Source organism: Sphingobacterium wenxiniae, assembly GCF_900116225.1.
Classification (GTDB): domain Bacteria; phylum Bacteroidota; class Bacteroidia; order Sphingobacteriales; family Sphingobacteriaceae; genus Sphingobacterium; species Sphingobacterium wenxiniae.
In genome coordinates, this window is record NZ_FOZZ01000002.1 from 206,893 (window position 1) to 227,701 (window position 20,809).

General features: G+C 37.8%; 17 protein-coding genes. 5 read left to right on the forward strand and 12 right to left on the reverse strand.

Annotation, left to right across the window (positions count from 1 at the left end):
- Positions 1 to 142: 142 nt before the first annotated feature.
- Complete coding sequence (locus BM375_RS03230; protein WP_170852575.1) at positions 143 to 1,486, forward strand: PDZ domain-containing protein; 1,344 nt, start codon at positions 143 to 145, stop codon at positions 1,484 to 1,486.
- Positions 1,487 to 1,589: 103 nt separating this feature from the next.
- A complete protein-coding gene (locus BM375_RS03235; protein WP_212611623.1) occupies positions 1,590 to 2,711 on the forward strand; it encodes a YARHG domain-containing protein in 1,122 nt (373 codons plus the stop codon).
- An 82-nt stretch (positions 2,712 to 2,793) separates the two neighbouring features.
- Here BM375_RS03235 and BM375_RS03240 read toward each other — a convergent pair whose 3' ends face one another.
- Positions 2,794 to 4,614 carry a hypothetical protein gene (locus tag BM375_RS03240; RefSeq protein WP_093363741.1) on the reverse strand — a complete coding sequence of 607 codons (1,821 nt, stop codon included), beginning with the start codon at positions 4,612 to 4,614 and terminating at the stop codon, positions 2,794 to 2,796.
- 165 nt (positions 4,615 to 4,779) lie between these two features.
- On the opposite strand from BM375_RS03240, the gene BM375_RS03245 reads away from it, so the two are divergent.
- Both BM375_RS03245 and BM375_RS03250 read left to right on the forward strand, forming a co-directional pair.
- Positions 4,780 to 5,559, forward strand: a complete 780-nt coding sequence (locus tag BM375_RS03245; protein ID WP_093363742.1) for a hypothetical protein — start codon at positions 4,780 to 4,782, stop codon at positions 5,557 to 5,559.
- A gap of 214 nt (positions 5,560 to 5,773) precedes the next feature.
- Positions 5,774 to 7,273 carry an acyl-CoA dehydrogenase family protein gene (locus BM375_RS03250; protein ID WP_093363743.1) on the forward strand — a complete coding sequence of 500 codons (1,500 nt, stop codon included), beginning with the start codon at positions 5,774 to 5,776 and terminating at the stop codon, positions 7,271 to 7,273.
- 91 nt (positions 7,274 to 7,364) lie between these two features.
- Here BM375_RS03250 and BM375_RS03255 read toward each other — a convergent pair whose 3' ends face one another.
- The 7 genes from BM375_RS03255 to BM375_RS03285 all read right to left on the reverse strand — a co-directional run bounded on the left by BM375_RS03255 (position 7,365) and on the right by BM375_RS03285 (position 15,379).
- The gene (locus BM375_RS03255; protein WP_093363744.1) at positions 7,365 to 7,730 is read right to left on the reverse strand and encodes a response regulator; all 366 of its coding nucleotides are present in this window, start codon (positions 7,728 to 7,730) and stop codon (positions 7,365 to 7,367) included.
- Positions 7,731 to 7,746: 16 nt separating this feature from the next.
- Positions 7,747 to 8,316: a chemotaxis protein CheB gene (locus tag BM375_RS03260; protein WP_093363745.1), complete on the reverse strand. Its 570-nt coding sequence runs from the start codon at positions 8,314 to 8,316 to the stop codon at positions 7,747 to 7,749.
- Positions 8,317 to 8,335: 19 nt separating this feature from the next.
- A complete protein-coding gene (locus BM375_RS03265) occupies positions 8,336 to 9,160 on the reverse strand; it encodes a CheR family methyltransferase (protein ID WP_093364050.1) in 825 nt (274 codons plus the stop codon).
- Positions 9,161 to 9,162: 2 nt separating this feature from the next.
- Positions 9,163 to 9,540, reverse strand: coding sequence for a response regulator (locus BM375_RS03270; protein WP_093363746.1), 378 nt, complete (start codon positions 9,538 to 9,540; stop codon positions 9,163 to 9,165).
- Between the two features lie 12 nt (positions 9,541 to 9,552).
- Positions 9,553 to 13,140, reverse strand: coding sequence for a response regulator (locus BM375_RS03275; RefSeq protein WP_093363747.1), 3,588 nt, complete (start codon positions 13,138 to 13,140; stop codon positions 9,553 to 9,555).
- Positions 13,141 to 13,147: 7 nt separating this feature from the next.
- A complete protein-coding gene (locus BM375_RS03280; protein WP_093363748.1) occupies positions 13,148 to 14,617 on the reverse strand; it encodes an ATP-binding response regulator in 1,470 nt (489 codons plus the stop codon).
- Between the two features lie 222 nt (positions 14,618 to 14,839).
- Positions 14,840 to 15,379, reverse strand: coding sequence for a hypothetical protein (locus BM375_RS03285; protein ID WP_093363749.1), 540 nt, complete (start codon positions 15,377 to 15,379; stop codon positions 14,840 to 14,842).
- A 479-nt stretch (positions 15,380 to 15,858) separates the two neighbouring features.
- On the opposite strand from BM375_RS03285, the gene BM375_RS03295 reads away from it, so the two are divergent.
- Positions 15,859 to 16,536, forward strand: coding sequence for a hypothetical protein (locus tag BM375_RS03295; protein WP_139227484.1), 678 nt, complete (start codon positions 15,859 to 15,861; stop codon positions 16,534 to 16,536).
- A gap of 611 nt (positions 16,537 to 17,147) precedes the next feature.
- Here BM375_RS03295 and BM375_RS17130 read toward each other — a convergent pair.
- The 4 genes from BM375_RS17130 to BM375_RS17620 form a co-directional block, all read right to left on the reverse strand.
- Entirely contained in the window at positions 17,148 to 17,546 is a 399-nt protein-coding gene (locus BM375_RS17130; protein WP_170852587.1) for a nucleotide-binding domain-containing protein, read from the reverse strand.
- A gap of 396 nt (positions 17,547 to 17,942) precedes the next feature.
- The gene (locus BM375_RS03305; RefSeq protein WP_093363753.1) at positions 17,943 to 18,344 is read right to left on the reverse strand and encodes an SMI1/KNR4 family protein; all 402 of its coding nucleotides are present in this window, start codon (positions 18,342 to 18,344) and stop codon (positions 17,943 to 17,945) included.
- A gap of 18 nt (positions 18,345 to 18,362) precedes the next feature.
- Positions 18,363 to 18,593 carry a hypothetical protein gene (locus BM375_RS03310; protein ID WP_093363754.1) on the reverse strand — a complete coding sequence of 77 codons (231 nt, stop codon included), beginning with the start codon at positions 18,591 to 18,593 and terminating at the stop codon, positions 18,363 to 18,365.
- A gap of 243 nt (positions 18,594 to 18,836) precedes the next feature.
- Positions 18,837 to 20,786 carry an ATP-dependent DNA helicase gene (locus BM375_RS17620; protein ID WP_093363755.1) on the reverse strand — a complete coding sequence of 650 codons (1,950 nt, stop codon included), beginning with the start codon at positions 20,784 to 20,786 and terminating at the stop codon, positions 18,837 to 18,839.
- Positions 20,787 to 20,809 lie beyond the last annotated feature (23 nt).

Genomic DNA, 20,809 nt, shown 5'->3' on the forward strand with positions numbered 1-20,809 from the left:
GGCTTCGAGGGTATATAAGAGAGTCGAAGTATATTATTATGAGGGCTGAATAATGAGCTTATGGAGTTATAGGAACGGAAAATTCATACGTGCTATTGAATGCAAGACCTATTTCGTATATTCGTTTTATGTACAATCGACGATGAAAGCAATTTTATGCCTTATATGTTTCTGTTGGGTAACCTTCATTCATGCTCAGGGGCTTTTCCAGATAGCCGGTAAGAAACCGCGGTCTTTTAAGTTTGAGCTGGTTAATCATGTGGTGTTGGTCCCGCTAACTATTAATGGCATTGGCTTTACCTTTCTGTTGGATACCGGAGTTAAGGAAACAATCTTATTCGCGAATACTGAAGATTCGTTGTATCTGAACAACCAAAATAAAATGAGATTTTATGGTATCGGTATCGAAGATGGGATTGATGGGATTCTTTCGACCGGTAATGTGGTCACAGTTGGTAATGTGGCGGTGGATTCTTTGCACTGGCTATATGTTATTCAGGCCCATGAGTTGGATATTTCCAGTAATGTGGGGGTTAGTATAAACGGAATATTGGGTTCAAAGTTCTTTAATAGCTTCCCGCTCAAAATTGATTATATCAAGTCACGTATTACGGTCTATCCGCCTTCTCATAACTACGAAAAGGCCGTACGAGGATATGAGAAATTGCCTCTCGAAATAGAAAACGACAGGCCTTATATACAAGCTGCTATACAATTAGGGAATCGATGGGTCAATGGAAAGATGCTTATGGATATGGGGAATACGGACGCTTTTATGCTGTTTCCCTTTCTTCTGCCTGATTTCTATGTGAATGAACCCTATGTGGAAGAATATATCGGGAGAGGTTTTAATGGGGCAATTTATGGGAAAAGAAATCGGGCGCGGAGAGCAGCTATACAAGGGTTTGAATTGGATTATCCGATTGTTGCTTATCCCGATTCCAATGCTGTTTTTATGACCAAATTGGCAAGTCAACGGATTGGTTCCGTAGGTAATCAAGCTTTACAGCGCTTCCATTTGCTGCTTGATTATGGCAGTAAGGAAATGTATGTGAAGAAGAACAAATGGTTTAAAAAACCGTTTTTGCTGAATATGGCGGGAATGGATGTGAAGCATGATGGTATGATTTGGTCGAGAGAAATCATAACTGCTCAAAGGCCTAAACCTGAAAGAGAGGGATTAGTCGGGGCAGATCAAGGAGTGACGATTAATCTGAATAATAGCAATATGCAGTATAAATTTGTATTACGGCCTAGTTATAAGGTTGTCGGTTTACGCAAAAATTCACCCGCGGAAAATGCAAGTGTGAAAGTTGGTGATACCTTGTTGAAAATTAATGGTGTAAATGCTGGTAGTCTTTCCCTTCCCAAGCTTTTGGGTAAGCTACAAACTCATCCAGATGATGAAATACGATTGTTGTTACGTCGTGGAGAGGAGGAAGTGCATGTGCGTTTCCTGCTGGTCGATCCGATTCCCTATCGATAGCAACATGCAATAATGGGGACTGTAATAACATATAGATGATATGTTTCTGTCTATTAATCTGTAAATTGTTCATCGAATAATAGCAAGATGAAAGAGTTTTTTTATGACATATTACAAATATTTGAAAGCCATCACTTTAATAATCTCCATACTCATCCATTCCCCATTATTCGCCAATGACGGAGCCTTTTTCGCCAGAGGCAACCAGTTGATACCAATCAACGAGACTGAGATCAGTGTACAAAAGGAAATCCTACGTATCACCAAAATTGATAACCGTTATATCGAAGTGTCTGTCTATTACGAGTTTTTTAACCCTGCAGAAGAAAAAGAAATCATTGTCGGTTTTGAAGCCATGTCACCTTCGGGAGACGTAGACGGAGCACCCATAAACGGTCAGCATCCCTATATGCACGACTTCACGGTTCGTATGAATGACCTACCCTTAGACTATAAAGTCGCGTTAATAAGCGATTCGCTCTATAACCATAACGGCAATATAAAGACCATTGATTGGGAGCATTTCGATGGTCACAAGGCCGGAAATTATGTCGATTTTTTCTACGTTTACCACTTCAACACCAAATTCAAAAAGGGGAAAAACACCATTAATCACACCTATCGGTTCGATGTATCAGGAGGTATCGCCTACAACTATTATTTCGAGTATGTGCTCACGGCGGCCAATCGTTGGGCCAATCGACAGATAGACGATTTCACCTTGGAGATTGACATGGGGCATTTTGAAGAGTTTTACCTAAATAAGTCCTTTTTCAACAACATCAACGACTGGAAGATACAGGGAAAAGGTAAGATTTGTGAAATAGCTGGTTCTCCCGACTCACCAATCAATACTGATGCGATGCACTGCTATGTCCAACATGGAAAAATTGTCTTCACCAAGAAAAAATTTAGACCAAAAGGTGAGTTATTCCTCCAAAGTTTCAGTCCGTATATGGGTGTATCTGAAATAGACGGTGTGGATTTCTACCTCCCTTTTTCCATCTATTTGCAAGAACAAGCCTTTTATGGGGACAACACGACTCCGGAAGCAAAGAAAATACTGCGTAACCTACCATTTGCAAGACGGGGTTATGTATTCCAAGATCCCCAACTCCATCATTTCTATAGTGATTTTGGCTGGTATATACCGAATCCGAAGTATGTTGCAGTGGTAAAAGATTTGACTGTCGAAGAACAACAATGGTTAGAGCGATGGAAGTGATGGGTAAATGGCACATTTGACTGAAGTTTGTCAAAATCTATATCATGGTATCTTTGGTTTCATCTTATCAAACATAGTTGAATCAATTTTTCATCGTATTCATGGTCCCTAAAAAGCTTTCTAAATCTATTTCTTTCCCTAAACCAAATTTCTGCTTGAGCCTATACTTGAACATACGTACACTTTGTGGTTCGACATGTAGTGCTTGAGCAATCTGTTTTGTTGTCATCTTCAAATAGAGATAGGCGCAGTATCTTAAATCTAATGGGGTGAGTTTCTGTATGGCTTTTTCATTCAACTGATTGAAAAAATCAGGATGTAGAGCTTGTATCTGCATTTTAACATCCTCGAAATCTGCGTTTAGCAACATTTCTTCTTTCAGGAGTTTTTGTATTTTCCCTGTATCACCTTCTTGTATCTTGGACTTGATCTGTTGAAGCATGTCGTTCTTATGGTCGATAAGCAAACTATTCGCCAAAGCTTCTTTTTCCAATTGTTGACGTTTCAAATCCAACAGCTCCTGTTCGGCTTTTAAGCGCTCCTGTTCTTCTTTCTCGATTTTTAGCTGTAATGCAGCTTGGTTTTCCGCGTCATTCTTCTCCTGCTGTAGCTTTTTCTCTCGTTCTACAGAATATTTTAGCCTGAAATGATAAGAGATAAACATAAAAACCAGGCCAAACAGTAGTGCAGCGGCTATTCCGCCATAGAGATAATTCTGTTTCTTGCGAAAAGATTCCCGTTCAGATAATAATTTAAGCTGTTGGTCTTTTTTATCCGTTTCGTACTGTACTTCCAGGCGCTGTGCATTAAGGAGCTGTTGCTCATCAAATGATTTTCGTAACAATTGTTCTGCTCGTTGTTGATAATTGATGGCAGACTTGAGATCATTTTTCTTTAAAGAAATTTCTTTTAAATCTTGGTTTATGGCATATTCTAAACGGTAATAATGCCCATTGTCATTCATGAGTATAGCCAAACCTTGTAGCAAATACTGCTCAGCAAGAGGGAGATTCCCTTCTTTTTGTGCAAAGCTGCTTTTGATACCGAAAATATTGACCAGCTTGTCTGTAGAAGCCTCTTTCTTTTGGAGTTTTGTTTCCGCATATTCAAGGTATTGGAAGGCCTTCTGCTTTCGTGTTGGCAAATCCTCTGAAGAAAATTCCAGGTAATAATTTGCCAGATTTATACAGGTAATGACAAATGTATTCCCACTGACCTTATCAGGGTTTTGCTGTTGTAAGGTAAAGGAGTTGTTTAGGTAAAAGAAGGAGCTATCCAGAAGATGTGATTCGTTGGTCTTCCTATAGCGTGCCTGATACATGCTAGAGATGCCGTTATTCACATTCGCCTGTAGATTGATATTTTCAGCCTGAATGGCATATTTACGGCAGGCGCGGATGTATTTCTCCATTTTCTCACTGTCGTCCCATTTGCTGTAAGCTCCGTAAAGCAGGTAGTTCAGGGCGTATTTTGTTTGCAGATCTTCGTCTGTTTCTTCTACATATTTAAGACCGGTCAATGCATCGTTTATGACGGCGTCTGGAAGGTTCAGGCTGTTGTTGAGATGCGCTTTCGCCCGGTACGCTACTGCTAAAGCTGTGTTTTGCTCAGATTTGATAGCTTCTTCAAGGCTGCGGTCAAGCAGCTCTTTGCCTTTCCGCAGACTGTCCAAAGCGATGTACCAGCTACTCTGGTAAGCATATAGATAGGCCAAGTCGGCAGGGGATGTCGTTGTCCGGATTGTCTCCTCCAATACAGGCAATATGTGCTGAACCTTATTCTTTAGGTGCGACTGTTCTACCTTTTCCAGCGTCTCTTTGGTGCTGGGAAGGAGGGTTTGTGCTTGAATTTGGACAAGCGGGCAGATTAAAAAAAATATATGATATAAAAACTTAGCTTTCACGTGTATAAGTCTTGTAACAAGAAGAACCAAAGTAACAAATTTATATGATACTTCCATTCCTATTTCGTATGTTTATTGATAAGAAAGTCTATTATGCGTGTTTTTATACTGTTATTGTCCTTTTTGTTTACTGTATGCATATCATGTGGACAGCGGAAAGACTATATGGATATATCTGACAAGTTTAGTCCCGAACTTTTTAATAAGATCAAGGCATTTGTACTTGAAAATGGATCGTCGCAGACTTACCGTAATTTGGATAGCGACAATCCGAGTTATGCTTTTGCAACATTGACTATCTATCTGGGTGTCTCCCAATCTTATGCTGCTTACATATTAAAAGATTTTAAGGCTACGGATTATTACGAAATGGTTTTCCATGATGTCGAGGGTAACTATTACACTTTTATCTGCTTTGATCATCGCCCGCCCAAGGAAATCTTTATTCATAAGGATATGCAGGTATCTCGGGTATATTGGAAATATTGGGAGGAAGGAGGATCTGTCGAACGCTCAATTCTTCCTCTCCTGGCACAGATAGAAGATGAAATTGTACAAAATACTGCTGCAAATAACCCAAAAAACTTTACGGCTTATACCTGGCAATTGAAAGCGGAATCTGATTGGCAGTCCATAGATTTATATATGCCTGTGCCGCAGGGAGACCTATTGTCCTTTGAAGGTAATCAGGTATTCGTTAATGAGCAATCTGTCGGGACATATCAACTGGATGAAAAAAACAATATCATTGCGTTGAGTTTGATAGGGGAGAAAACACCCGCTTTCTGCCTTTATCGGATAGACGATGTTTATTATTACCGTTATCATTTTAATAAAGTAAAGGAACAATTGCATCTCGTTCCGTTGGATGAGAAAGATGAAAACGGAAATCTGATGCGTGTCGAGGGGAGGGCACTTCAATGGGAAAGTCCCGACAAAGATTAATCAATTGTGCGCTACAGAAAGTCGAGATAAATTAGTAGGAACATATAATGATTTTTTTTTTTTTTTGTTAATGCACGATTTGTCCTATATATTGTCCAAGTCTTCATAGTCTTTTTTTTCATAACTGGTTAATTTTGTTTCAGATGCTTGTTTGTAGATATTGTAGATTTAGTACAAGGAGGTGTCGATAGTATTAAATAAGTAATAAAAAAACATGAACGCAGTAGACGCACAAACCGATTTTAGCACCTTTATCACAGACTTCAGAAATCACCTTAAGCATTTGTTCCGCGAGGAGTATGATTTTAATGCGCTAGGACTTCAGCGTGATCTTCCTGCTGAATTTCTTTCGGAGATCATGAAGAAAAAACCTTTATCGGTTGCTGTTCCGACACTCTACGGAGGACGGGGAGTTTTGGTGAAAGAATGTTTGAGTGTTCTATCAGCCGCATCTTATGAATCGTTAGCGCTTTCCCTAATGTTTGGGATTAATATTGCTCTTTTCTTGGAGCCGTTGGCGAAATATGGACAATTTTCTGTTCAGGAGCGTGTATTCAAGAAATTCATTGAGAACAATGCAATGGGTGGATTGATGATTACTGAACAGGCTTACGGAAGTGATGCCTTGAATATGAAGACATCGTATCAAGAAGTAGGAGATACATATCGTGTCACTGGGCAAAAACATTGGCAGGGACTAAGCGGTGCAGCTGATTTCTGGTTGGTGACTGCTCGTAAATCTATTGCAAATGGTGAATTGGCAAGAGATATAGACTTCTTTGTGACAGATGACAGCAATCCGGCAGAACATATTCCAATGGTACACCGCTACAACAATTTAGGCTTATACGCCATTCCTTATGGTATCAATGAGATTGATATTGTAGTTCCGGAAGATCAAAAATTAGTAGCGGAAAGCACGGGTATCAAATTGATGTTGGATATGCTTCACCGCAGTAGATTACAATTCCCGGGCATGGGCATGGGCTTTATCAAAAGACTATTGGACGAAACTTTGCAACACTGTCAGCAAAGGATTGTGAGCGGTGTTCCTTTGTTGAATATTGACTCGGTGAAATATCAGGTTTCGAGAATACAAACTGCTTATACGATCTGTTCAGGAATGTGTGCATATAGCGTTGGACAGAGTGGTATTGAACATGATTTGGCAACAATGAGCATTGAAGCGAATACATTGAAAGCTTTGGTGACAGATTTGATGCAGGAATCTGCACAGATCAGCTTGCAGTTGGCCGGAGCAAATGGTTATAGACTGGATCATGTTGCTGGTAGGGGTGTTGTCGATAGCAGACCGTTCCAGATTTTTGAAGGTTCTAACGAAATGCTGTACGCACAAATAGCAGAAGCCGTGGCGAAATTAATGCGTAGAGCTAAAGAGATTAATCTCTTAAGGTTCTTAAAAACGTATAGCAATACGAACCAGAGTGCAGATTTCTTTAAGGCACAATTGGATTTCAATATAGATAGCTCACTGAAGCAACGCGACTTGGTAACGATTGGCCGTATGATTGCCCGTGTTATTAGTTTCCAATTGGTGTTGCGATTGGATGGTTTCAATGCAGAATTGGTAGAAATTACCCGTCAGCATATTTTAACAGACTTGGGTATGTTTCATGGACAGCTAAACGCAAAAAATAATGCTGAACCGGTGGTAGATTATGAAGGCGATTCAGATTGGGCTAACTTCGTATAGTATGAGCTTTTTGAAGGAATTATAGGTAAACAGGAGTTTCTCTCATCGAGAAACTCCTGTTTTTTCTTTATCAAAAATTCAATATATGCTTTTAGGACGGAATGATGTCTGCAATTTTTCTTTCCAGATCATCTAGGTCAAATGGTTTGGAAAGGTAAGTTTCTGCACCTGCAAGACTCGCTAAAGACTCTATATCGTTGTTTGCAGAACAGTAGATGACTGGAATCTGTTGAAAATCTGGGTGGCTTTTTAATAACCGTGTCGCTTCTACACCACCAATTTCAGGAATCCAATTATCCATAATAATTGCATCAGGTTTTATCTCTGCTACTTTCTCAATAATATCATGGGAAGTGGAGGATATCTCGACTTTATATCCACCGGCTTCCAATACGATAGAGAATATATCTAAAATAGCTTGATCGTCATCAAATACGAGGATAGTTTTGTTTTTCATGGTTATGTTAGTTTAGTTATTTGTAATGTTTCAATTGATTAATAGCGTCAGCCATATGCTCAGGACGCAGTATAGTAGCCGTAGGCAGAGCCTCCATTGCTTGTTGGGGCATGTAATCTACTTCAGCTGTTACCGGATCTTGTATCAGCACCCTTCCTTGGTGCTCGACAATGCTTACCAATCCTTCTACACCATCCTTGTTACCTCCCGATAGCAATAATGCCACTGTTCTGTCACCGAATATACTGGCTGCAGACAGAAATGTGACATCTATAGAGGGGCGTGAATAATTTACCTTTTCGGACACATCCAGTGCTATGGAACGCTCGTCTTCAAATAATAAATGATAATCAGCAGGGACCAAATATATCTTTCCGTTTTCCAATTCCATTTTATCGTCTACCTCCTGGACAGGAAGAGCGGTTGAAATTTCTAACAAGTGGTCTAACTCACTTTTCGGATACGATTTACGATGTAAGACAATAACGATAGGAAAAGATATATCTGTGTCAATAGCGGGCAAAACCTGCAACAGAACAGTGATACTGCCCGCCGATCCTCCTATTAATAGTATATCTGTTGCCATAAACTTATTGTTTACCTTCTTAATTTAATTTTTGCCATATTTTTTGATCTTTCACCTGCCTGTAACGACTTTCTAATGAAGAAAATCGAAGGGTCTCTTTGTCTCCCAATGCCAAGTAACATAGATTTTGTAAACTGTTGTCAAAAAGACGGAAGACTTTGTTTTGCAGATCTTTGTCAAAGTAAATCAATACATTTCGACAAAGAATTAACTGAAATTCATTGAACGAGCTGTCTGACACTAAGTTATGTGTGGAGAATAATATGCGCTTACTGAGGCTCTCATGGAATTTAGCAATATCATACATCGCAACATAATAACTTGAGAAATCTTGGGTACCTCCAGCATGAATATAATTCTCTGAATATTGTTTCATTTTACTCAGTGGAAAAATGCCTTTTGAAGCCTTCTCTATAACAGTCGGGTTGATATCGGTCGCATAGATCAAAGATTTGTGATACAAATTGATTTCTTGTAATAAAACTGCTATTGAATAAGCCTCTTCTCCGGTAGAACAACCTGCTACCCAAATACGGATAAAGGGATAAGTACCCAATTTTGGTAAAATATCTTCCCGTAGTTTTTTATAAAAATAAGGATCTCGGAACATCTCGGTAACGTTGACCGTTATCTCTTCAACGAAACGTTGGAGATAGGAGGGGTCATTTACGACCTGATATCTTAGTTCAGCAAAACTGGCCAGCTTATCAATAAGACAGATACGGTTTAGACGTCTTTTAAGGGATGCTTTGCTGTATTGGGTGAAATCGTAGCCATAAATTGTGGATACATCTTCCAACAGCAGATCCATTTCATCATCTTTGATAATATCCAGTTCCATCATTACTACATCCATTTTTTTAGTACATTCATTAAAATGTCTACATCAATTGGCTTGGCGATGTAGTCTGCTGCCCCTGCCTGTAAACATTTTTCGCGATCACCACTCATCGCTTGAGCGGTTACGGAAATAACAGGGATATTGGGATATAGCGCCGATGATTGTATAATCTTCAAAGCTTGATAACCATCCATCTCGGGCATCATCATATCCATCAATATTAATCCAATGTCAGGGCGGCTAGACAAAATTGTAAGTCCCTCCTCAGCACTTGAAGAAGATATAAATTTATAGCCTTTTGCCTTTAATGTCAATTGCAAGGCAAAAGTGTTACGATTATCATCATCGATAATCAAGATAACATCTCTTTTCACGGTAGTCATTTTTTCTGTTATTTATATCTCATATAACCAAACACGCAATAAGGATAAAAGTTGATCCTTGTCTACAGGTTTTGATATATAGTCAGAAGCTCCTGCCTGAATACATTTCTCTCGGTCTCCCGTCATGGCTTTGGCTGTTACCGATATAATCGGTAGGTCCTTATATGCCGTTGTCTGTCGAATCTTTTGTATTGTCTCATACCCATCCATCTCGGGCATCATCATATCCATCAATACGATTGAAATCTCGGGATGTACCTGCAGCTGTGCTAGTGCTTCCTTACCGTTCATCGCAGATATGACATTGACCTTATATTTTTCCAATATTTTCGTTAAGGAAAATATATTTCGGACATCATCATCGGCGATCAATATTGTCTTTCCATGTAGTACATCACCAAGCTTTCCTAATTTATTACTTTTACTTTTAGGTTCTGCTTGATGTTCTTCTACCAAATGAAGAAATATACCTACTTCATCCAAAATACGTTGAAATGAATGTGCTGTCTTAATGACAACAGAATCTGCATAATGTTTTATTTTGAGTTCCTCAGCATGCGAAACATTCTTACCTGTAAAAATAATGATAGGAAGATTTTCCAGACCTTCATGGCGCTTGATTGCTTCCAATGTCTCGTAACCAATTTTATCCGGTAGTCCCATGTCCATAATGACACAATTCACTTTGGAACTCAATAGTGTTTCGATACTGTCTTCCACACTGGATTTGATTTCAGAGGTGATATCGTAGTTGTGTAAGAAATAGGAGAGTGCAGCGGCATGTTTCGGATTTTCCTCGACGATCAGTACTTTTTGATTATGCCGACTTAGCGCATCTTCGATCTTTTTAAACATCTGATCCATCTGTTCTAAGGCAACCGGCTTATTGATAAAATCAATCGCCCCTTTCAGCAGACTTTCTTTTTTCATCTGCAGGGAAGACATGATATGTACAGGGATATGTCTTGTTTTTAGATTGCTTTTTAGTTCGTCCATCACTTCCCAGCCATTTTTTATCGGCAACTGAATGTCCAATAGGATAGCCAGTGGTTGATATTTTTCGGCTATTGAAAGTACCTGATCTCCACGAACGAGCACAATACCTTTGTATTTTTGCTGATGTGTATATTTTAACAGTGCTTTTGCAAAATTAGTATCATCCTCTACGATAAGGATAAGTTTATCGTTGGGCATTAGGTTGTTTCGATCATCCTCAACTTCTTCTGGAATATCGGGAACCATATAAGTTTCAGCAGGTGTCAGTTCCTTGATTTCTTCGTCTATGGATGGTGCTATTTCGAGTTCTGACAATATCCTGTCTTCAAGTTGGGATATTGTAGCTTGCATCGGTATGTGGATGATGAATGTGCTGCCTTCACCAAGCTTGCTTTCCAAGGTGATATGTCCACCCAATAGCTTGACAATTTCTCTACTGATGGATAGACCAAGGCCAGTTCCGCCGAACTTTCTTCTGGTTGATCCATCTGCTTGTTGAAAGGCCTCGAATATGATCTGTTGATTCTCTTCACTGATGCCGATCCCCGTGTCAGAGACGGCAAAACGAATAAAATTTTTGTACTTATTGTCGGCTTCGATAGTGAGGCGGACTTCTCCTTTTTGGGTAAATTTGATAGCGTTGGCAAGTAAATTGCGTAGTACCTGTTCCAGCCGTAATTTATCGGTTTCGATTTTTTCTGGAACTGTCGAATCGATGTTTGTTTGGAATACAAGCCCTCTTTCCGATGCCAGTGGCTGGAACATGTTTTTCAGATCACGGCAAAGTGTAGTCACCCGGACGGATTCATATTCAAGTTCCATCTTGCCCGCCTCAATCTTGGACAGGTCGAGAATTTCATCAATCAGACTTAACAGGCTTGAACCGGAACTTTGAATAACTTTTGCCGATTCAATTTGATCTTCGGTAAGGTTTTTATCTGCATTCTCCACCATAAGTCTAGAAAGCAATAATATGGAATTGAGCGGAGTCCGCAATTCGTGCGACATATTTGCTAAAAACTCCGATTTGTATTTGGTGCTTAAGGCGAGTTCTTCTATATTTTTCTGTATTTCCGAGTTTCGCAAAGCAATCAATTGGTTCTTTTCCTCGAGGAGTTTAGAGCGCTCTTCCAATTCTTGGTTGGACTGTAGCAATTCCTCTTGTTGTACTTTAAGTTCTTCTTCCGATGCCTGTAAGCGCTGGGTGTGGGCTTCTAATTCCGTGTTGAGATTTTCCAGCTCGCCGTGCTGCATTTGCAGTTCTTCGGACTGCGCTTGGGTCTCTTCTAAGAGCATTTTGATATGTTGTCTGCTTTTTGCTGCTAATATTTCCAACGTAATCATGCGACATGCTTCTTGGAAGAAGCTGAGATCAACTTTGTCAAATTTCTTACTTGCCCCCAATTCGATAACGCCAAAACATTCTCCTTTGGATACGAGAGGCAACCAAACGACATGGGTCAGTTTGAGTTGGCCTGTCGCAAAACTCACAACGAAATTGTCTGTATCAATATCCTCAAATAGTTTTAAGCGTTTATTAGCGAATACCTGACCGATCATACCCTCACCCGGATGATACTCTTTTTGCATGTTCGATTCCAGTCCATAGGAACTTTTTAATAGGAGACGCTTGTTTTCCAATATATAAACAGCTCCATTTATACATTCTCCGTAGTTCACCAAATGGGCCAATGCATCACCGGCAATATTTTCTTCATTTTTGTTTCCGGTCAATATCTCATTGATCTTCACCAATCCCGTTTGTTTCCACTCGTTTTCATTGATTTCATTAAAAGATGCTTGTAGTGATGCCGTCATCTCGTTCAATGCTGATGCGATTCCACCAAGATGGTCTTTTTCATCTTCGTGGGCCCGTACAGTATAATCACCAAGCGCAACCTTCTTAGCGATTCGCTGAACAGCAGCCAATCGCTTCGCTAATTGTTCATCTTTTGTTTGAAGTTCCTGTTGTAATTTTTCCCTTTTTGAAAATTCGTTTCGAATCTGTCTGTAGAAGATGAAGGTGATTATCAATGAAATGAAACAGGCTAAAAGAATGAATATCGAAGTATAGTTGGAGAAGACATTCATTGTATTACTGCGTCTCTCCAAACGCTCGGTTTCGGAAGCTATAAAATCTTGTATAACCATACGGCAACTATCCATATACAATTTTCCCTGTTCCAAACGATCAGGATCAATATTGCCTCCAGCCTTTTTGGTATTGACTAAATCGGTTAATATATTCAATCGAGTACTAACCAAATAGGAAATTGTATCCATGCGCGCAACTTGCATAGAGGTATCAGGTAGTTGTTTCTTTATTTCCGATAGGGATTTCGGCAACGATTCCAATCCTCTATAATAGGGTTCTAAAAAGGATTCTCGATTGGTCAGGTAATACCCCCGTTGACCTGTTTCTGCATTTAATAAGTCGACCAATATCCGGTCAGCCTGTAAAAGTACATTTTGAGTCTGCATAACTCTGGATCGGTGCTCTATTTGATTCTGTACACTAAAATAAGATGCAAATGACGTGATGATCAGAATTGCACAAGAAAACCCAAATCCAATCTGTAGCTTTTTGAGAAGTTGCTTAGGCATATTTTGATTAATTTAAAGGTATGGTAAAGTAGATGGTTGTTCCTTCTCCGATATTGCTATGGATACCGAAACTGCCTCTGTGCTGATTAATAATCTCAGCACAGATGTACAAACCAATGCCTAAACCTTGAAATTTTAAAGACGATTCTTCCACACGGTAAAATTTTGAAAAAATGTATTTCTGCTTTTCCAAAGGGATTCCAATGCCGAAATCCTGTACAGCAATATAAGCATTATTGTCTTTAATTGCTGTTTTGACCAAAACCTTGTCAGTATTTGGAGAATATTTGATTGCGTTGGTTAGAAAATTGATCAATACCTGCTCAATACGTAGCGCATCTGCAAAGATAGGGTGTTCAAATAGCTCACCTTGCCTTTCAATTATAATATTTGATGCATGGGTATAGCCGATTGTTTCAATGGCATGATTTATTGTCTTTTCCATATCCATCTCCACCTTATTGATTTTTAGTTTACCATTTTCTATTTTAGAAATGTCCAAGAGATCTGAAATAAGGCTTTCCAGTTTTAAGACTTCATCTTTGGCTCTTGAAATATAGGTATGTGTTTTTGACTCCGAAGAGATATTAGACGACCGTTCTAGTAATTGTATGTAAGCCTTGATACCGGTAAGAGGAGTCTTTAATTCATGGCTAGCAATACTCAGAAATTCGTCTTTTTTGCTCTCCATTTGTTTTTGATCCTCTATGTCAGTAAATGTGCCAATCCAGTTTCGAACGATTCCTTCCTCCACTATAGGCATAATGCGTAGAAGATGATGGCGAAATGTACCTGTTTCTATCTCTTTGATACGGATTTCATTTTCAACGGGCTGGGTCAAAGTTGCGCAATTGCATAGAAAATGCTCCAGGATATGTTTGTCTTCCGCAGGTATTTCAGGAAATCGAGAAGAGGAAAGGGAATAACGAAACCAGTTTTGGTTAACAAATGTTATTTCTCCGTGGATATCGGATGTGAACGCAATCTGTGGAAGACTTTCCAGGATAGAATGCAGGTGCTCTACTTGATTTTTTAACTCTTCTTGGGCTTGCTTTCTCGTTTCTATCTCGGATTGTAACCTCTGCTGCGCTTCGTTCAAAGACAAGGTCTGCTCATATAATCTATAGAAAGTTCTGACTTTCAATAATAAAATATCAGGGTCTACAGGTTTAGTAATGTAATCTATTCCTCCCGATTCGTACCCCTTGGTGATGAATTTTTTATCGGTATTGATGGCTGATAAAAAAATAACCGGAATGTCTTTGGTCTTGCTGTATCCGGATAGCGTCTCCGCAACTTCAAATCCATCCATACCTGGCATCTGGACATCAAGAATAATAAGGGCATAATTATTTTTTAAAACCTTTTTTAATGCCTCTTCACCGGATAAAGCCGTATCCACATGAAATTTTTTAGATTCCAAAAGAGTTCTTAAGGAAAATATATTCTCTGTTTTATCATCAACAATTAATATCATAAATGCGCTAAAATTATGTCAAATTAATTTCAATGGTTATACTGACTAATCTTCGGGTTTATTTTTCTAGGTGGAACATAGCAAAAATCAAACCAATAGTAATACGCCGATGAGTCAAAATCTGGTTACACAGGATGCGCAATAATTTATCCACTTGATAGCTTCTGCTTTAAAAAGGCTCTGCCAAACCTTACAACAGATAAGCTGCCCCCATTTCTTCTATTATTCTAATGTATCCTGAATAGATATATCAACAGGAATTCTTATTTCTTTTTTATTGCCGTTAGGTATTTCGAACACGATCTCTATAAACCCATCTAGTTTTTCAAATTTTTTGTCTAGTGTGAGCATAATACCTAGCTGCTGATATAATATGGTTTCATATTCTTCTATAGCATATTCCTGTAGAGAGGGTGAGTTTCCGATATCCTTGAATTGAAGTTTTTCGTTTTGTTCATTTATCAGTTCATGATTTTTAATTGTATAGGTGGCTATATCCCATATATCGTCGTCGGTATTGATTATGGAGCCATTATTAGTATGATAGGTTTCAACCAAATCATCTGGCAAACGGCACCTTGTGGAAATGATAAATGTATTCGTCGGTTGTCTTTTTAGTTCCGTTATGTCCGTAATGGAAGCTTTTGCATGTTGCGCAATCTCAGCTAAGAATGTTTCGTTTTCCTGTGACCGATAATCAGCGCCTTTATTTCCGCAAGCGACAATTGAAAGGAGTAGTATAGCTATAAATAGTTTGTTCATAGGATGTTAAGCTTGTGTTTGTAACCTTACCCAATTGATAATAAAAAGAAGTATTATACTACCAAGGATATAGAATTGTATTTTATTGACACTTTTCGTCCCGAACTTTCTGACACAGATACGGTCGGCGATAAGCAAAACTACCAGAGGAATAAGTGTGAACAATAAGTATATACCTGCCAACTCATCGGGTGCTGAATGACCGCTTATCAATATGCTGGCAAATAGTATCACTGCTAATGAAGATATTAGGCCAAGTGCAAAAAATATTGTCAATTTATTACTGATAAAATCTTTCATATTCACTTCTTCGAGCGTATTGGTTAAACCTTACTTTTAAAGTTGGTATTCTCTTTGGTTCTAAAATTAGGAAAAAGTCTGATACATATTTAAAAAGTTATATGTTGAACAGTACTCGCTATTTAAACTTTCCTGTGCTGTACTCGTCAAATTTGGAGAAACAGTAATCTTAACGTATTATGAGAATCTTTGTTATCATTCTTGTTCTGAGTATGTTTAATACCACATTTGCCCAAAAAGTGTGGGTTGGTGGTGATAGCCGATCACCGCTTATAGGTGTGCAGGAAGGAGCGGTCCATTTGTTAATGGATTATCGGGGTGAGATTAAAGACATTGATCCTGCATATAGCAGAGGTCACAATGCCCGATTGGATTATAACTTGGACGGAAAGATATCACGTGTTGGTGAATTGAGGATTGACTACAACTTGGATGGAAAGCTATCCCGTATTGGTGATTTGCGAATAGATTATAATTTGGATCGAAAAGTGAGTAGGATAGGAGATAAGCGAGTCGATTATGATTTGGACGGTCGAATTTCGAGGGTGGGTGATGAACGGATTAACTATGATTTTTTCAATAATAAGGTCAAACAGATCGGACATGAGAAAGTAGATTATGATCTTAATGGTCGCGTACGGATGTTAGGTAATGATCGTGTGGAATATGATTTGAATAATCGTATTCGAAGTATAGGAGGAAATCGCATAGATTATGACTTCGAGGGACGTGTAAGGCAAATCGGAGATAGACGTATAGATTATGATTTGGAGGGGCGCATACGGTCGATAAGTGGAGAAATAGAGGGTGACTTGATCAGACGTTATAGGATGATCCAGCGGATGAACAAGGAGTAGATGCACAATGCATTTATTATAAAGGTTCGTGTTTGTGCCAATTTTCGGATACTGCGAAAATTCGTTTGGCACAGAAACAAACCTTTTCTAAAGCCTTAAAATAGCTTATTCACTGATATTAGTGTGTAAGGCTTAGAAAAGTCTGGCTTAAACAAAAAAAGCAACTCTTTTGGAGTTGCTTTCTGTTGTGAACCCACTGGTACGTCAGCCGAACCGCTTTTTGGAAGATTTACGAAAAATAAACCAGTTGAAGGACAGTCAGTATCAATATGATTTGGACAAGAAAGTAGTAAATCAACCTAAACCTAAAAAGCTACAGATCCCTAACAAAGTAGGAAAGCTAAAAAGATGATTATTTTATATTTTTATTCGTTTTCAGTTGCTGAATATAACTACCTCTATTGTTTTTAGTGCAAAGGAAATACTATTCGCTATTGAAAAGGCTTTACAAAACATCAAAATTAGCCAATATCAGCCATTATAAAAATCAAGATTCTATAGCTATTAAAATAACAAACCTCGCTTAAACAGGCTTAAACGAGGTCAAATATTTTGATATATCAACAAAAAACCGAGTTGTGCAACAGCTACCGATGTTGTGTGTAGTGTTTTTATTTTATGATTCGAACTTCAAAATTTTGAGATTCAACTTTAATATTATTCTTATAAATTTCAGCTTTTAATTTATGCACTCCTTTATAAGCAGCTCTCTCCCAATGAAAATTTATTTGATTATTGCAATTATAATCCCACGTCTCATGTCCAAGGTCAGGAATTGCTTTGGCTTCATCTCCATCATTCTCGACTATCCATTTCACATCAAATGGAGGTGAAATTTTAGTTTTTAAAGTAAATCTAAGCCATAATTTTTTATGTACTCTAAGTTGTTTAGGTATATTTGATAATATGGGACCTAATGATTTATCTCTATGAACAGAAACTGATATCGAACTATTTTCAATAATAGATTGTTCTTTGATACTACTGAAGTTTTTTGCTTCCTCTTGTATATTAAAGACCCAATTATTATAAAATTCACTTGCTTTTTTCTCAGTACAATCATTTTTATATAGAACTTCAGATTTTGATACAGCTCCAAGCGCGTGTTAGAGGACAGTCCCGAAGGGCTGTATTCCGGCAAGCGCCTGATCCGTTGAGAGGGAAGCCCGGAGGGATTTCCTCTCAACGGGCCGCGTATTGGCGATAGTGGCGGATTAGAAAGCCAAAACTTTCAATTTTGCACTAAGCTAAGCAACAGCCTTTTAATATTTTCTAAATTTAAGAAAAAAGGAAATATAAAAGGCTGTTGCGACAAAAAAAGGAGACCACGAAGTAGCAGCGAAGCTAAACTTTCAATTTTCCCTTAAACCGCCATTTCGCCAATGCGATGTTGGCGGTAGTTATTATTAGTTGTCCATTAGTTCGTCAATTATATTTGCAACTTTTTCTGTTTTTCCTGTTTCGTGATACCAAGTGAAAATTTCATCACTTAGTTTTCCGTTATTCTCTTTTGTCGGTAATAATACTAAATGATCGCCACTTCCATTTGAAGCAATTGCAATTCCGTTTGAAGGAAAATTGCCCCAGTTTTTTGCTTGTTTAGTTTCTAAACCGATATGATTACAAGTTCTACTAATTCTTTTCTTATCTGATTTGTCAAAAAATGGATATAAGTTCCAATCGTCGTCCTCTGTCATTAATTCTCCGCCATTTTCTTGCATCATTTTAGACTTGAACTTGTCAGGAAAAATAACTCCAAGTTCGTTTTCAGTTTCGGTAATATATTTTTCGTCTAATGGGAATGGCATTTTTCTATGTTTTAGATATTAGTCAATAAAGTTCCAAGGAATTTCTTTTTTGAAAGTCTGAATACTTTCTTCAAGCAAGTCTAACGAAATATCTTGCTGAAAAAAGGTCACAGTTCGTGTTCGTTTTGTGTCATCACGAAATATTTCCATAATTATTTTGTTGTCACGGTAAATTTCAACGCCAATACCATCTCGGTCGCCACTAACATCACTTGCAATAATTACTCTGTCTTTCAATAGTTTTTTCATTGGTCAATTCATTTGGTATTGGGTCGTTTTTATAATTACCGCCAACGGATCAGGCGCTTGCCGAAGGCGGGGAAATCGAAGCGGAAAGTTTCGATTTTGCACTGAGGCGAGCCAAAACGAATTTTTATGAAGTAAATTTATAGAAAAAAAACGAATAAAATTCGTTTTTGGCGGAATAGAAGCACTAACGCTGAATTTTGTACTTCAGCCCCGCTTTTGGCAATACCTTGTTACAGGCAGGCATTATTTCTGTCCGAATAGTTTTTGATACCATTTTAAATTTCTTAGCCGTTCAATTTCTTGTTCGTTACTCTTTCTTGTCGTTTCCAATTTTGAAATTATTGCCTTATTTCCTTGAATTGTTTTTTGATGTTGCTGTATTGTTTTTTCTGCGTTTGCTTTTTCTGTTGTCAAAGTTGAAATTTCAGATTTCAGCTTTTCGCTTTGTTTTTCAAGGTCTTTGGTTTTGTCAAGCAAGAGTTTAATTGCTTTGTTTTGGTCGTTTATTTTTGTCTGCTGACTTAGTTTTTCATTTTCTAATTCCGAAACTGAAATTTGCAATTCTTCATTTTCTTGCGTTTTCGTTACAAGTTCGTTTAATGTGTCAGTGTGTTTTTGTCTGAACGAACCAAGTCTATTGGCTGTTACGACAAAATACTTTTTAAACAAGTCGGTTTCAATATCGTTTCTAAATTTGATTGCTTTTACAAAATTGTCGTATGCCTCTGTGAAGTTTAGTAATTTAATTTCTTCACGAACTTTTTTGTAATAAAAATCTGCTTTTCCTGAATTTAGCTCTTGAACAATTAAGGTGCTTGGTGTTTCAGTTTTTGCAAACTCAATTACTTTTGAGTTTGTTCTTATTTTGTTACGATGAATTTGCGACTTTAGAACAAGCCCGTTATATGAAGTGCAACGGCTAAGAGCAACATAAACTTGTCCGTCTTCAAAAGCTGAACCTAAATCAGCATAAACATTTTCAAAAGTAAGTCCTTGACTTTTATGAACTGTAATAGCCCAAGCCAATCTTAAAGGATATTGCGTAAAAGTTCCTATTATTTTCTCTTCAATTTTCTTTTTTTCTTTGTTCCAAGTGTATTGAACATTGTCCCAAGATGCTTTTTCTATTTGAACTTTTGATTGGTTGGAAAATTCTACAATTATTTTGTCATTGTCTAATGATGAAATCTTGCCAATTTTTCCATTGAAATATCGCTTAAATTCTCCCGTATCATTTTTCAAAATCATTACTTGTGCGCCAACTTTCAAATGCAAATTCAATTCGGTGGGTAATAAATAGTTTCCTCTACTGTCTTTCGGGAATGTTCCTGTTATTTCACCTGCGAAAACTTTTAATTCGGATTTTAGTTCATCTAACTTTGTGGTGTTTGTTTGATTTACTTGAGCATTTGTTGTAGAAAGGATTATATGATTATTTGAACCATTGGCTGAAAATGTCGGGTTGTATTTTTGATTTAACTTATTTAGTTCTATATCAGTAATTTGATTTACTCTTATTTTGTTCAATAGGTCAATAAATTCTTGTTCTTTTTGTCTGTATATTTTTTTTAGTTCAATGTATATTGGTTTATTTTCGGTTACAACTTTTGAGCTGAAGAAAAATGGACTTTGATAATAATCTTTCAAAATTTCCCATTGTTCAAAATCAGCTATTGGCGGAAGTTGGAATGTATCGCCAATTAAAATTACTTGAACACCGCCAAATGGTTGATACGGCTTTTTTCTAAAAACTCTTAAAATTCTGTCTATAACGTCTAAGGTGTCACAACGAACCATTGAAATTTCATCAATTATCAAAAGTTCAAGTTCTTCAAGAATAATTCTTTTGTCTTCACGATACCTGAACGTGTTATATATTGTAGTCTCATCAGTATCGCCAAAATCCTTACTTGACCGTAACCTTTTATCATTGATTACAAAAGGGCCAAATGGTATTTGAAAAAACGAATGAATTGTTTGTCCACCTGCGTTAATTGCTGCTACACCTGTTGGCGCAAGAATTACAGTATTCTTTGTCGTGGTTTCACGAAGATATTTTAGAAAAGTCGTTTTACCTGTTCCTGCTTTTCCTGTCAAATAGACAAGCCTGTCCGTGTGTTTAACAAAATCTGACGCATAGTTGAACTCTACGTTCGTTTCGTCTAATGGAATGTTGTCTATTACTGTCGCCATTGTTCAATTTATGTAGGGTGTCG